The 14176-nt window shown below is 36.5% G+C and carries 13 protein-coding genes; 1 reads left to right on the forward strand and 12 read right to left on the reverse strand.

Going from position 1 to position 14176, the window contains the following annotated elements; translation table 11 throughout:
- The first annotated feature begins 91 nt into the window (after window positions 1–91).
- Window positions 92–1443, forward strand: a protein-coding gene (locus STO1_RS09615; protein ID WP_096423016.1) for an IS3 family transposase whose coding sequence is annotated in 2 segments (ribosomal slippage) — window positions 92–533 and window positions 533–1443 — 1353 coding nt in all. Because the reading frame shifts where the segments join, the coding sequence is not laid out codon by codon here.
- A gap of 122 nt (window positions 1444–1565) precedes the next feature.
- Here STO1_RS09615 and ftsH read toward each other — a convergent pair.
- The 12 genes from ftsH to dnaN form a co-directional block, all read right to left on the reverse strand.
- Window positions 1566–3524 carry an ATP-dependent zinc metalloprotease FtsH gene (gene ftsH / locus STO1_RS09620; RefSeq protein ID WP_007520986.1) on the reverse strand — a complete coding sequence of 653 codons (1959 nt, stop codon included), beginning with the start codon at window positions 3522–3524 and terminating at the stop codon, window positions 1566–1568.
- 15 nt (window positions 3525–3539) lie between these two features.
- Window positions 3540–4082: a hypoxanthine phosphoribosyltransferase gene (gene hpt, locus STO1_RS09625; RefSeq protein ID WP_096422962.1), complete on the reverse strand. Its 543-nt coding sequence runs from the start codon at window positions 4080–4082 to the stop codon at window positions 3540–3542.
- Between the two features lie 4 nt (window positions 4083–4086).
- On the reverse strand, window positions 4087–5364 hold the full coding sequence (tilS, locus tag STO1_RS09630; RefSeq protein WP_096422964.1) for a tRNA lysidine(34) synthetase TilS: 1278 nt from the start codon (window positions 5362–5364) through the stop codon (window positions 4087–4089).
- Complete coding sequence (locus STO1_RS09635) at window positions 5361–6629, reverse strand: serine hydrolase (RefSeq protein ID WP_096422966.1); 1269 nt, start codon at window positions 6627–6629, stop codon at window positions 5361–5363. The genes tilS and STO1_RS09635 overlap by 4 nt, the downstream gene beginning before the upstream one ends.
- Entirely contained in the window at window positions 6622–6744 is a 123-nt protein-coding gene (locus STO1_RS09970) for an SP_0009 family protein (protein ID WP_007520981.1), read from the reverse strand. The genes STO1_RS09635 and STO1_RS09970 overlap by 8 nt, the downstream gene beginning before the upstream one ends.
- Before the next feature lie 4 nt (window positions 6745–6748).
- Window positions 6749–7117 carry a septum formation initiator family protein gene (locus tag STO1_RS09640; RefSeq protein WP_007520980.1) on the reverse strand — a complete coding sequence of 123 codons (369 nt, stop codon included), beginning with the start codon at window positions 7115–7117 and terminating at the stop codon, window positions 6749–6751.
- Window positions 7110–7376 (reverse strand): RNA-binding S4 domain-containing protein, encoded by a 267-nt coding sequence (locus STO1_RS09645; RefSeq protein ID WP_007520979.1) that lies wholly within the window; start codon window positions 7374–7376, stop codon window positions 7110–7112. Before STO1_RS09645 ends, STO1_RS09640 begins: the two co-directional genes overlap by 8 nt.
- 57 nt (window positions 7377–7433) lie before the next feature.
- Window positions 7434–10937, reverse strand: coding sequence for a transcription-repair coupling factor (gene mfd, locus STO1_RS09650; RefSeq protein WP_096422968.1), 3504 nt, complete (start codon window positions 10935–10937; stop codon window positions 7434–7436).
- On the reverse strand, window positions 10938–11507 hold the full coding sequence (gene pth, locus STO1_RS09655) for an aminoacyl-tRNA hydrolase (protein WP_007520977.1): 570 nt from the start codon (window positions 11505–11507) through the stop codon (window positions 10938–10940).
- A gap of 73 nt (window positions 11508–11580) precedes the next feature.
- Entirely contained in the window at window positions 11581–12696 is a 1116-nt protein-coding gene (ychF, locus tag STO1_RS09660) for a redox-regulated ATPase YchF (RefSeq protein ID WP_007520975.1), read from the reverse strand.
- Window positions 12697–12780: 84 nt separating this feature from the next.
- Window positions 12781–12975, reverse strand: coding sequence for a DUF951 domain-containing protein (locus STO1_RS09665; RefSeq protein ID WP_000285183.1), 195 nt, complete (start codon window positions 12973–12975; stop codon window positions 12781–12783).
- 64 nt (window positions 12976–13039) lie between these two features.
- Window positions 13040–14176 (reverse strand): DNA polymerase III subunit beta, encoded by a 1137-nt coding sequence (gene dnaN / locus STO1_RS09670; protein ID WP_096422970.1) that lies wholly within the window; start codon window positions 14174–14176, stop codon window positions 13040–13042.

The raw sequence follows: 14176 nt of genomic DNA on the forward strand, positions 1-14176 counted from the left end.
GCTATCGCAACCATGCAAAAAAGCAACGGGAAATCTGAACTGCACCCCAAAAGTTAGACAGAAAAAATCTAACTTTTGGGGTGTTTTTACTATGAAATTAACTTATGATGATAAAGTTCAGATCTATGAACTTAGAAAACAAGGATATAGCTTAGAGCAGCTTTCAAATAAATTTGGGATAAACAATTCTAATCTTAGGTACATGATTAAATTGATTGATCGTTACGGAATAGAGTTCGTTAAAAAGGGGAAGAATCGATACTATTCCCCAGAATTAAAACAAGAAATGATTGATAAAGTTTTACATGAAAACTGGTCTCAAGATAGAGTTTCTCTCAAATATGCTCTCCCAAATCGTGGTATGCTTCCAAATTGGCTGGCGCAATACAAGAAAAACGGGTATACTATTGTTGAGAAAATAAGAGGGAGACCAGCTAAAATGGGACGTAAACGAAAGAAAACTTGGGAAGAAATGACAGAATTAGAACGACTCCAGGAGGAGAATGAACGCTTACGGACTGAGGTGGCCTACCTAAAAAAGTTAAAAGAGTTAGAGGAAAGGGACGAAGCCCTAGAGCGAGAAAGGCAGAAACAGTTAGAGAAATGGCTTCAGGAGGATTTCGACTAGATTTACTTCTTGAAACAGCACGTTTAGCTCGCCCAACTTACTATTATCAGTTGAAACAACTGGATGGGGTTGATAAAGATAAAGAGCTTAAAACCGAAATTCAGACTATTTATAATGACCATAAAGGAAATTATGGCTATCGCCGAGTTACTCTCGAACTCAGAAATCGTGGTTTTGTAGTGAATCATAAGAAAGTTCAACGTCTGATGACGGTCCTTGGTCTAACGGCTCGAATTCGTCGTAAACGGAAGTATTCTTCCTACCGAGGAGAGATTGGCAAGAAAGCAGATAATCTCATTCAACGCAAATTTGAAGCAACCAAACCAATGGAAAAGTGCTATACAGATGTAACGGAGTTTGCCATTCCAAATAGCACACAGAAACTCTATTTATCCCCTGTTTTAGATGGCTTTAACAGTGAAATTATTGCTTATCATCTTTCTACTTCGCCCAACTTAGAACAAGTGAAGAGTATGTTAGAACAGGCATTCACAGAGAAATACTATGAAAATACCATTTTACACAGCGACCAGGGCTGGCAATACCAACATGATTCTTATCATCGGTTCCTAGAGAGTAAGGGAATTCAAGCCTCCATGTCACGCAAGGGCAACAGCCCAGACAACGGCATGATGGAGTCGTTCTTTGGTATTTTGAAGTCGGAGATGTTTTACAGTTATGAGGAGTCGTTTCAGTCGCTTAAGCAATTGGAACAAGCCATTGTAGACTATATTGATTATTACAACAACAAACGAATTAAGGTAAAACTAAAAGGACTTAGTCCTGTGCAGTACAGAACTAAATCCTTTCAATAATTATTTGTCCAACTTTTTGGGGCCAGTACAATCCGTTGCTTTTTTTGGAGATAAGGGACTATTGTCCCAGTTTCAGGTTGTAACTTTTTATCAACCCACTACAGTTGACAAAGAGCCTAAATTTATTTTTCTTCACTCATCTTTGATTTTACTTCATCATAAGATAGGGCGTGAGATTCCTCTTCTACAGTCTCAGGCATTTTTCCTGTTTCGTAAAGAGATTTAATTTGAGTACTATCCAATGTTTCGTATTTCAACAATGCTTCTGCAATCAACTTATGAGTTTCACGATTTGATTGAATAATTTCAGCTGCTTTATTCCGTGCTTCATTTAATAATGAACGAACTTCCTCATCAATCTCATAAGCTGTTTGTTCTGAAATTGATTTTTGAGGACTTTGTGCACCAAACATAGCATGATTACCCTCATACTGAACTGGGCCTAGTTTTTCACTCATACCGTATTCAGTGACCATTGCACGCGCCATCTGAGTAGCCTGTTCAAAGTCATTTGAAGCTCCTGTCGTTTGGACATTAAAGATAATTTCCTCAGCAACACGACCACCCATCAATCCTGCTAATTGCTCTTTCATATCTTCTTTAGATAGAAGCATTTGATCTTCCTTAGGAAGTGCAATCATGTAACCACCTGCACGGCCACGTGGTACGATAGTCACTTTATGAACAACACGGGCATTCGATAAAACTAGACCAACAATGGTATGTCCAGCCTCATGGTAGGCAACCAATTCACGTTCTTTTTGTGAAACTGTCTTATCTTTCTTAGAAGGTCCAGCAATAACCCTATCTTCTGCTTCATCAATATCTGAAGCATCAATAACTGACTTGTTGCGACGGGCTGCAACCAAGGCTGCCTCGTTTAGAACGTTTTCCAAGTCAGCACCAACAAAACCTGGAGTTTGTTGGGCAACTAATTTCAAATCAACATCTTCTGCTAGAGGTTTGTTTTTAGCGTGAACTTTCAAGATTGCTTCACGACCTTTAACATCAGGGCGACCAACCAAGACTTTTCTATCAAAACGTCCTGGGCGGAGAAGAGCTGGATCAAGAACATCTGAACGGTTTGTCGCAGCGATAACGATAATTCCTTCATTACCCTCAAAACCATCCATTTCAATTAAGAGCTGGTTCAAGGTTTGCTCACGTTCATCATTTCCTCCACCGAGACCAACTCCACGTTGGCGACCAACAGCATCAATTTCATCGATAAAGATAATGGCTGGTGCTGCTTTTTTAGCATCCTCAAAAAGAGAACGAACACGACTTGCGCCAACTCCGACAAACATTTCTACAAAGTCAGATCCTGAAATGCTAAAGAATGGAACGCCTGCTTCTCCGGCAACCGCCTTAGCAAGCAAAGTCTTACCTGTTCCCGGAGGTCCCTCTAAAAGAACACCCGCAGGAATACGCGCACCAAGTTTGGTAAATCTTTTTGGATCTTTTAGGAATTCAACAACTTCTACTAATTCTTGTTTTTCTTCCTCAGCACCTGCAACATCTGAGAATCGTACCTTGATATCTTCTTTGTTAGCAGCCTTGGCCTTGCTACGTCCAAAACTCATTGGATTTCGGCCACTATTTCCTCCCATATTTCCCATCATAGAGAATAGGAAGAATAAGAGAATAGCAAACGGCACAACAGAGACAAGGATATTGATCCACATACCGCTTGAACTCTCATGTTTGACTGTTACTTCTGCCTGATGTTCAGAAGCAAGTTTTTGCAATTCTGAAACTGTTGAATCAGACGGAAGAATAGTACTTGAGAATCTTTCTACTGTTGTAGCAGTAGGAGTGAAAAATTGAATTCCTGTTTCTTCCTTACTAGTCTTAGGATTTTTATAAACACCAGACACTTCAATGATGCTACCATTTGGCTGATAGGTTAATTCTTTTACATTGTCTGCAGTAATTTCTTTTACCAGTTCTGTATAGTTAATTTTTTCGCTTCGCCCAGCAGTATTTCCAGAGTAAAAATACTGGAATCCTGTCACTAGGAAGAAGATAATTAACAAGTAGAGAAATGGGTTTCTAACTAAACCATTATTTTGTTTTTTCATTAAAGATAAATCTTTCTAATTTGAATAAACTTCTTCTTTCAATACTCCAACATAAGGAAGGTTACGATAATTTTCTTTATAATCTAGACCATAACCTACCACAAACTCATTTGGAATAGTAAAGCAAGTATAATCCGCTTCAATTTCAACAACACGTCCCTCTGGTTTGTCCAACAAAGTCGCGATTTTAACAGAAGCTGCTTCTCTTGCAATAAACATATCTCGCAGATTTTTCAAAGTTTGACCTGTATCGATGATATCTTCTACAAATAGAATATGTCTTCCTTTGATATCTTGAGTTACGTCTTGCTTGATATTGATGACACCACTACTTGCAGTTCCACCATGGTAGCTAGATACCATCATAAAGTCTATCTCAATATGTGTATCAATATGTTTGACCAACTCAGCCATAAAAGGAATCGATCCTTTCAAAATTCCAACAAGAATTGGATTTTTTCCATCATAGTCTTTGGTTAATTGTTTACCTAGCTTTTTAGCTGCTTCTATAATTTCATCATGTGAAATGAGGATTTTTTTAATATCGTGTTCTAACATCTTTTTACCTATCTATTTTTTCTATATAAAGTACAGTGTTCATTATATCATTTTTCGTGTTTTTACTCAAATCACTGGTCGCAATTCCCAAAATTGAGACAATTTCTCCAAATTGCTCAATAATAGGAGTTGTTTTTCGTTTTTCAATAGGGATTTTCAAATCTATATACAAACGCCTCAGTTTCTTTCGATGACCATTCAGCCTAATAACATCACCAGGTTTTCGATATCTAATGTGTACAGATGTTTCTCGTGAAACCGTTACTCTTTGAACAGACTTCCCTTCAATAGGAATACCAAAAGAAAATAGATACCCCATATATCGAACTTGATTTTGATAGTGTAACACAAGTTCATCTTCCTTTTCATCAGCCTGAGGACTGATTTTGCAAACTCTAAACTTTTGATACTCTTTTATCAATTCATAACCATTTTTCAATGGATGACGATACTGGCTTTTCCTTGCTAAAATCTGTCGAACTTCATCAAACTGAGACTTCGTAAGATTTAAGTCTGGGAATTGATTGAGATAGTTCTGGAGCAAGACCCCTTGAGTTTGTTCTGAGTATGAAAAGAGCTCATTCAAATCTTCTACATCAATCTGTTCAGAAAGCTCCGTTATGGTTGCTTGGTAATCTGAAACTTCCATTCCAAAATCTAAAAGGGCGGATTTAAGACGAGGATTTTCTTTTTCAAGTTCTGGTAAATACCTATTCCGAATACGATTGCGAAAATAGCTGTTCTCACGATTTGTTTGATCTTCGAAATGAAAAATTGGTGGGAAGTCTGTTTTATGAAAATGCAACAAGGGACGGATGATTTCAATATCATCAACTACTTGACTTTCTTTTATCCCTGTTAAATGGCGTAACCGACTTCCTCGAATCAAGCGCATCAAAATCGTTTCAACTTGATCATCTGCATGGTGGGCAGTGACCAAGGCAGTTGCTCCAACCTCTTTCATGATTTTCCTAAAAAAATCATAACGAAACTCTCGAGCACGCGCTTCTGAAAAGTCTCCTGAAAAGCTTGTGATATAAATAGGAAGTTCAGCTGCATCAGCTAACTTCCTTAGTTCATTTTCCTCCCAGTCAGACTCACTTCTCTGCTTGTGATTGACATGTGCTACAATCAGCTCAATTTCCAACTCTTTTTGGTAAGTAGACAATAGATGAAATAAAAACATTGAATCCAGTCCGCCAGATAAAGCTAACACGACTTTAGAATGTTTTTTGAAATACTCTTTTCGGAGAAAATGATTTAAAAAATCCCGTTTCCTCATTTTAGAACCTCATAGACATCCTTGGCTATCTTAGCAATAGTGTCATAATCAGAATTTTTGGTGAAAATAGAAAGAACGAAAGGAGAATCAGTATAGACAATGGCAGTGTCATGTTTAAACTCATCCGCATCTCCGATTTTATGAGCCACCTTAACCGAAACACCTTTTGCAATTCTTTGATTGTCAAAATCAGTCTTACTGAGAGATTCTAAGACAAAACCATTCTGATTATAAATAGCTTCCATAACTTTTCCAGCCATTTTTGAAGAAGTCAATTTATCATTCACATCCCAATCTTCACCCATAATAGTAGACATTTTTTCTTTAAAAACGCCGTCAGATTGATTGGTCACATAATAACCTAAAATATTATGAGCAACATTATCAGACTCTTTTGTTATTTTGGTAATTAACTGTTGGAGACTGTAATCTTTGTTGTCTTCTTTTTTAGGTAAACTACCACTACCTTCTGGTTTATAGGATCCAGGGAAGCTATTTACTTCTGGGATATACTTGAAACTGCTGTCCAGCGTATAGTCGCCTTGATTTATCTTATCTTGAGCATAATAAAGGTAGGCCAATTTCAAGATGCTAGCTGCATAGAGTTTGTTGTCTTCATTCACCCCAGCCTCTTTACCTGTACTCAGCTGTTTAACATAAATAGAGTAATTTTCATTCTGATAGTTGTTTGATAAGATTTCTTGAACCTTCTGGATGCGATTGTCCTCTTCTGAGACGAACTCTTTTGATACCCACCCAACTTGATCAATATGAAGAAATTCTTGTCCCTCAGCAAAGAGGGTTCTATCCACTGTTACGTGTTGATAAGGAGAGAGGATAGAAGAAATTTCTTTAACGTCATAAGGGCTGCTATAAATAACAAACCCTGGTTCCAACCATACTTGTCTATTTTGAGTTTGAACATGACTTTGATCATAGACTAAACGCTTATCTGCAAGGATAAACTGATGATTGTCTAATTTAAAAACAGGAATACCTTGTTTATTCAAACGCCATTCTACTATTTTAAAGGCGATTTCAGGAGTTAATTTACCAGACTCCTTGACAAGGTCCTCATTAGCATAGAGAGTTGTTTCTCCATATACCTTAGGGGATTCCAAAATTTCTTTATAGTAGAATCCATAGTTAGACTCAATTAGATAATAAATTTCTTGTGAAGAGTAAGGAAGCTGTTTTTCTGTGCTAACTACTCTTGAAATGATAATAAAAGCAGGTAGCAATAGAACTACTAAGAACTTACGCATTCTTTCCTTCCCTTTCTTCTTGTAATCGTAATAAATGATTTTTAGTTGCTAATTCCTCTAGTTTTTCATCTGATAAACTTAAAAACTGCTCAACAACTTTTAATATATTTTCCATGACATTACCTCGGAAGCAAATCAGGAATTGTGTAAATCGCTTCTCGTTTCTTTGAGTAATAGTACTTGGCGCGTGCATATTTTGCCACATAGTCTTCGTCTTTCAACTTTGAAGCAAAAGCGGATTCCTTATCCTTTTCATCACTGAGAGTTTGGTATTGCTCTTTCAACTCTGTCAATTGCTGACGACGTTGCAGTAACTGATTATAACTTTGGGCCAGATTGTAGGTTGGTAAAATAAACAATAAAATCATCAAAATCAGAACCCAACCCATAAAGCGATTCCTCTTTTGTCTTTCCTTCATCAGGTAACGACGACGTTGGTGTTCATTTTGAATAAAAGGATTGTTCATCTGTACAATATTTTTAGACATTTTCTTCTACCCGTGTTTCACTGAGAATTTCATACATGCCTGCTGCATCTTCTTTTTTTGTACTATCTTTCATCTCCAGTACTTTTACAAGCAACAATTTACTTCCAAAGCGAATTTCAACTTGGTCATCAACTTTCAAATCTGTTGAACTTTTGGCCAAGATTCCATTTACCTTGATTCTACCTTTATCCGCTACTTCCTTTGCTACGGTACGACGCTTAATAATTCGTGATACTTTTAAATACTTGTCTAATCTCATTTTTATTACCTCAAATTATTATTGTACCATTTTTATCCTTTTTATAGAAGAAAAACGTCAAATAGAATTAGCTTCCTTTGATTCTTTTATCTCTAGCAAACTTTCTCCAAAAATCATCAGACCTTCTAAAATTTCATAATCCTTCTTGTTTCGGACATCAAATACGACTTCCATTAATCCTCTATTCTCCGCTATAGTTGCTTTTAAGTTCGTTGCAGATAGGGATTTAAAGTAATCTTGAGCCAAAAATAATCGTTGAGTGACTTTTTCAAATTGAACTGTAATCTTATTCTCTTTTCTTTCTACGCGTTCAACAAAGACCTTATCCAAGTATGATTTGACCAAACCAATCTCTAAAAGATAGGCCACCACATCTGGATATTCTCCAAAGCGGTCCATCAACTCTTCTTGTAATTCTTCATAGTTGACACGACTGTCAATCTGACGAATTTTCTTGTAAATTTCAATTTTATGTCGTTGGTCAGAAATATAAGTATCAGGAAGATAGGCATCGATTTGTAAAATCAACTCGGCATTTCCTTTAGTTCTCGTGTTCTCATTTCCATTGCGTTTAGCAATAGCTTCCTCTAGTAACTGAGAATACAATTCAAAACCAACAGAATCAATGAAGCCCGATTGAGATTTTCCTAAGAGGTTTCCTGCTCCACGAATTGAAAGATCACGCATAGCAATCTTAAATCCAGATCCCAATTCTGTAAATCCTTTGATTGCTTCTAATCTCTTTTCAGAGACTTCACTGATTGATTTTTCTGGACGATACATAAGATAGGCATAGGCAATGCGATTGCTTCGACCAACTCTCCCTCTTAATTGATACAAAGTTGACAAACCCATATGGTCTGCATTTTCAATAAATAAGGTGTTAGCATTTGGAATATCAACGCCAGTCTCAATGATTGTGGTAGTCACCAAAATATCATACTGACCTTCAATAAAGTCCAACAAAGTGTTTTCTAACTGAATTTCGCTCATTTGTCCGTGAACATACCCAATCGAAGCTTCTGGAATCAACTCTTGTAATTCTGAAACCTTCCGATCAATAGTGTCAACTTTATTGTAAAGATAGTAAACTTGACCACCACGCTCCATTTCACGTAAGACAGCATCACGAATCACACTATCATTCTTTTCCAAAACATAGGTTTGCACTGGATACCGATTGGTCGGAGGTGTTTCAATAACAGACAAATCTCGGATTCCCAACATAGACATATGAAGGGTTCGAGGGATTGGTGTTGCTGTCAAGGTTAGGACATCCACTTGTTTCTTCAGTTCTTTCAATGTTTCCTTATGCTTGACACCAAATCGTTGCTCTTCATCAATAATCATCAAGCCTAAATCTGAAAATACAACATCTTTTGACAAAACACGATGTGTTCCAATCAAAATATCGATTTGACCATTCTTTAATTTTTCAAGTGTCTCCGCCTGCTCTTTTTTACTTCTAAAGCGACTCAATACATCAATATTAACAGCAAAATTTTGGAATCTTTCCTTAAAATTCGTATAGTGTTGTTGCGCTAAAACCGTCGTCGGGACTAGAACGACAACTTGTTTATGATCATTGACCGCCTTAAAGGCTGCACGCATTGCAACTTCAGTCTTCCCAAAACCAACATCTCCAACCAAAAGTCGATCCATGGGGTGAGAATCCTGCATATCTTTCTTGATTTCCTCAATACTGCGAAGTTGATCATCCGTTTCAACATAAGGAAAAGCATCATCAAAAGCATGTTGCTCATCATCATCAGCTGAGAAAGCAAATCCCTTCAACTGACTACGCTCAGAATAAAGTTTGATTAAATCGTCAGCTATATCCTCTACCTGGTTCTTAACTTTTTGCTTGGCCTTTTTGAAATGACCATCATTTAATTTATTAAGTTTTGGAGCTTTCCCATCACTTGAAACATATTTGGACAGTAATTGAATCTGCTCAACTGGGATGGAGATTTGATCCCCATTTTGATATTGAACACTGACATAATCACGGTGAATCCCTTTGATTTCAATTGTCTCAATTCCTAAATATTGACCAATTCCATGGATATGGTGAACAACGTAGTCCCCTTTTTCAAGTTCATTATAATCTTTTAATCGCTCTGCATTTGAAGCATGTTGTCTTCTAAACCGACGTTTTAATTTCTTTTGAAAAATCTCATGTTCAGTAATCAAGAGAATTTTTTCATCTACAAAATGAAAACCATGTCTTAGATTACCCTCAATCAAGTTTACAGATTCTTTACAGATACTTGACTTATCTCTGGAATCCAATTTAATCTGGTATTCCTCTAAAACATCCTCCAATGTTTTACTTCCCATTGAATTGCTAGACTGCAGAACAATAGTGTAGTTCATTTTTTTATATCGCTCAATTTCTTCTTTAAGAAAAGAAAATTGATTGAAAAACTCTTGCATAGGATATTGATTAAATTGATAAATGTGATCAAACTTGAGATTTCCTAATCCTTTTTGTAGATTGGAGAAAAAGGTAACTGGACTTTGTTTTTTATAGGTTTGCTCTGTATCTGCAAAATACTGCATATCAGAAAATGCTTTACCGTTCTGTAAATCTTCTGTAAAGTATTGAGCTAATTCTCTTTCAAAGACTTCATACTGATTCATCAATTTCTGGTAATCATCAAAGAATACTGGTGTATCTTTTTCAATATAATCAAATATTGTCCATGTTTTATCGTAACATAAAGATAAAAACTTCCGACTATCTGAATGCACCTGTCTTTGATGAAAACTTGACAAAATCTCTTCCAAGTATGATTTTAAAATCGGTGATAAGGTCTTTGAAATTTGCTTTTCTAAAGCTGACTGACCTCGTGTATAATCCCTTTCTCTTAAAAGTATATCACTATCTGGAAAGATGGTGAGTTCTGTTTGATTTTCTTTTGATAATTGTGTTTCTACTTCAAAAGTTCGAATTCCATCTACTTCATCCCCAAAAAACTCAATTCGGAAAGGTTCTAACTGAGACATCTCAAAAATATCTAAAATATCCCCTCGAATACTAAACTCACCTTGAGTTTGTACTTGCGTAACTTTGCAATAGCCTATTTCCTTTAATTTGTGAAGAAGGCCATGTTGGTCATATTCTTCACCAACTGAGATTTTTACAATACTATCTTTGAATATATTGGGAGAAGGTAAAATCAATCGACTTGCTGCGATATTACAAACTAAAATCCCTTTCTTAGATGAATCAGTTAAAAAACGCAAGGCTTCAACCCGCGAAATGATTTTTTCTTGTGAAGACATCAAAAACTCTACCATAGGAGAATCATCTACCAAAAATGGATAGACAAGTTCCTCTCCTAAGATAGAAAGAAGATCACTGATAATTCGTTCTGCTTCTCCATAAGTCGATGTCAGTAACACAATCTTTTTTTCTTTTTTTAGACTACTTGCAATTGCAAGAGCCTTGGTAGAAGTTGACAGACCTAACATTAGTTGCCTTTTCTTATCTATCAGATTTTGATGCCATTTTTTTATCTGATCATTTTCTGAGAATAAATCTAATAAAGTCACCATTTAGCCGTTATACCTCTGCATTGTTTTCTCAAAGTTTTTCTCTTGTAAATAGTAATTTACAGCATCGTCAACCTTGTCAACTGACTGTAAAATACCTACATAGTCATCCTGATCAAATTTACTTAAAACATGATGAACAACAGACATGCCTTTTTTAGGTCTGCCAATACCTATTTTAACACGGTTAAAAACCTGAGTACCTATATGTTTAATAATAGATTTAATCCCATTATGGCCACCTGCTGAGCCCTTTGCTCTTAAACGAATTCTTCCAACTTCCATGTCAAGGTCGTCGTAAATAACGAGTAAATCTTCAATATCCAAACCATAGTAGGTTAATAAAGCATGAACTGCTTTTCCACTTTCATTCATAAAAGTCGTTGGTTTAACAAGATAAATTTTTTCGCCATTAAGAAAAAAAGATGCTAGGTCAGCTTGAAATATCTTATCGTGTGTAAAAGTGACATTTTGTTTTTTAGCTAATTGGTCAATCAACATAAAACCAACATTGTGCTTGGTTTCAAAATATTTATCCCCTGGATTTCCTAATCCTACAAGTAATTTGGTCATTTATTTTTCCTTTCAAAAGCCAAAAGGGTTGGAATTTTTTTCCAACCTAGTTGACACTATTTGTTAAATGTTATTAGACATTAAAGCGGAATTCCATGATATCGCCATCTTGAACGACATATTCTTTTCCTTCTTCACGCAAACGCCCAGCTTCTTTTACAGCCTTTTCAGATCCATATTTCACTAGATCCTCATATGACATTGTTACTGCACGAATAAACCCTTTTTCAAAGTCTGAGTGGATAATACCAGCTGCTTGAGGAGCTTTCATCCCTCGCTTAAAGGTCCAAGCACGGACTTCTTTTTCACCAGCTGTGAAGTAAGTTCCAAGCCCAAGCAAGTGATAAGCTGCACGAGTCAACTTGTCAACGCCTGATTCAGTCAAACCAAGTGCTTCAAGAAACTCTTGCTTATCTTCCTCATCTAACTCAGAAATTTCTTCCTCAGCACGCGCGGAAATAACTACTACTTCAGCATTCTCTGTCGCTGCGAATTCACGAATTTGCTTCACATATTCGATAGAATCTGGATCTGAAACTACATCCTCATCCACATTAGCAACATAAAGAACTGGTTTAGTGGTCAAAAGGAAGAGACCTTTGACAACTTTTTGTTCTTCATCTGTAAATTCGATGGTGCGAGCTGATTTTCCATCTTCAAGGACTGGTTTAATCTTTTGAAGAACATTAAACTCTGCCACGGATTCCTTATCTTTTTGCGTACGTGCCATCTTTTCTACACGCGCATAGCGTTTATTAACTGATTCTAAGTCAGCAAGAATCAACTCCAGGTTAATAGTATCAATATCTGCGAGTGGATCCACAAAGGCATCTTCACGTCCTTGTTCACGCATGACATTTTCATCATCAAATGCACGCACAACATGAACAATCGCATCTACTTCACGGATGTTGGCTAAAAATTTATTCCCTAGACCTTCTCCTTTTGATGCACCTTTTACAATCCCTGCAATATCTGTAAATTCAAATGTTGTTGGGACTGTCTTTTTAGGAGTAATCATTTCAGTTAGTTTTTGTAGGCGTTCATCTGGAACTTCTACCATCCCAACATTTGGATCAATAGTCGCAAATGGGTAGTTTGCGGCCTCTGCTCCTGCTTTTGTAATTGCATTAAAAAGGGTTGATTTTCCAACGTTTGGCAAACCAACGATACCTGCTGTTAAAGCCATAGTTTCTCATTCTCCGTTCTCATTTCAATCCCTAACATTATAACACAAAAAGGGAAAACTTGCTAACTCTCTAACTAAAGGTTCTTAGTCAATAATCTTATTCATTTTTCGTTCAAAATCATGGCGACTCATCATGACAAGGTGGTCGCAATTGCTACATTTGATTTTGATATCTGCCCCTACACGTGTAATTTCCCAACGATTGGCTTTTTTTCCTGTTGACTTTATTGTGCAAGCATGTGGTTTTTTCATCTCAACAAAATTTCCAACTTGATACATACTACTCTCCTTTTCTTTTTCGATTATATCATAAAAGAGGCGAGCTAGGCTCAACCTCTTTCACTTAATTTGTACGAACTGGTGTGATGAGTTGCATGAAGTCTTCGTCAGTATCTGCTGGCACAAGAGTAAATGGACGAACTGCTGAGATAAAGCTAATAGTCACTTTTTCGCTATTTAAAGCCTTGAGGGAATCAATCAAGTAAGTCGGGTTGAAACTAATGGTCAAATCATCACCAGTCACCTGATCAGTATCGATTTCTTCGTTTACTTTACCAACTTCAGGAGAATGAACATGGGCGCTAACAACACCACCTCTAATTTCAAGCTTCACAGTACCATTTTGAGTCGCACTTGATAAGAGACGTGCGCGTTCCATTGATTGACGCAAATTAACAACATCAAAAGTAATTATCGTGTTAAAGTCAGTTGGAATCAAACGATCTGTATCAGGATAGTTTCCTTCTAGGAGACGAGTGTAGAAGCTTATATTTTCGCTTCTAAAGAGGATTTGATTGTTGGAAAAGAAAATCTCCACTGTTTCAATATCATCCGTAAATACAGCTGAAAATTCACGTAGAGAGCGACCAGGAATCACCACATCGAAATCATCACCATTTTTTTCAAGAGTCAATTTTTTCTGGCTAAGGCGATGAGAATCTGTCGCAACTGTTTTTAGTTCTTTATTTTGGCTCAATACGAAGTGGACACCTGTTAAGATTGGGCGACTTTCTTGCGTACTTGCAGCAAAAGCTGTTTCATTGATAATTTTCTTGAGTAGTTTTGTTTCAAGGACCAAAGGAGTACTTGCTGAAATTTCTTGGATTCGTGGGTACTGTTCGCTATCTTTTCCTTTTAGGGTGATTTCTGATTTGCCACTTGTTAAGACAATTTGTTTTTGTTCAGTCTCTTTGAAATCAAGCGTTACATCTGGAAGACTGGAGACAACATTGATAAAGAAAGAGGCTTCAAGAAGAATCGAACCTAAGGAAGTTATCAAAAGACCAGCATCTTCATTTTTTTGAGAAATGAAATTTTCAATGGAAATTTGTCCATTTGATCCAACTAAAGTAATTCCTTCGTTGGTAACATCAATTTTGATTGTTGATAAAATTGGAATAGCATTTTTGGAGCTAATTGCGCGTTTTGTGGTATTTAAGGCTTGTAAAAATAAATTTTTATTAATTGAAAAATGAATCAT

It is taken from the genome of Streptococcus oralis subsp. tigurinus (assembly GCF_002356415.1).
Taxonomy (GTDB): Bacteria; Bacillota; Bacilli; order Lactobacillales; family Streptococcaceae; genus Streptococcus; species Streptococcus oralis_F.

What these genes read in the sequence shown, in the direction of transcription:
- ychF (WP_007520975.1), bottom strand. Translation starts at nt 12,696, where the DNA reads ATGGCTTTAACAGCAGGTATCGTTGGTTTGCCAAACGTTGGAAAATCA.
- hpt (WP_096422962.1), bottom strand. Translation starts at nt 4,082, where the DNA reads ATGTTAGAACACGATATTAAAAAAATCCTCATTTCACATGATGAAATT.
- mfd (WP_096422968.1), bottom strand. Translation starts at nt 10,937, where the DNA reads ATGGTGACTTTATTAGATTTATTCTCAGAAAATGATCAGATAAAAAAA.
- ftsH (WP_007520986.1), bottom strand. Translation starts at nt 3,524, where the DNA reads ATGAAAAAACAAAATAATGGTTTAGTTAGAAACCCATTTCTCTACTTG.
- STO1_RS09640 (WP_007520980.1), bottom strand. Translation starts at nt 7,117, where the DNA reads ATGTCTAAAAATATTGTACAGATGAACAATCCTTTTATTCAAAATGAA.
- pth (WP_007520977.1), bottom strand. Translation starts at nt 11,507, where the DNA reads ATGACCAAATTACTTGTAGGATTAGGAAATCCAGGGGATAAATATTTT.
- STO1_RS09645 (WP_007520979.1), bottom strand. Translation starts at nt 7,376, where the DNA reads ATGAGATTAGACAAGTATTTAAAAGTATCACGAATTATTAAGCGTCGT.
- tilS (WP_096422964.1), bottom strand. Translation starts at nt 5,364, where the DNA reads ATGAGGAAACGGGATTTTTTAAATCATTTTCTCCGAAAAGAGTATTTC.
- STO1_RS09665 (WP_000285183.1), bottom strand. Translation starts at nt 12,975, where the DNA reads ATGTATCAAGTTGGAAATTTTGTTGAGATGAAAAAACCACATGCTTGC.
- STO1_RS09970 (WP_007520981.1), bottom strand. Translation starts at nt 6,744, where the DNA reads ATGGAAAATATATTAAAAGTTGTTGAGCAGTTTTTAAGTTTATCAGAT.
- STO1_RS09635 (WP_096422966.1), bottom strand. Translation starts at nt 6,629, where the DNA reads ATGCGTAAGTTCTTAGTAGTTCTATTGCTACCTGCTTTTATTATCATT.
- dnaN (WP_096422970.1), bottom strand. Translation starts at nt 14,176, where the DNA reads ATGATTCATTTTTCAATTAATAAAAATTTATTTTTACAAGCCTTAAAT.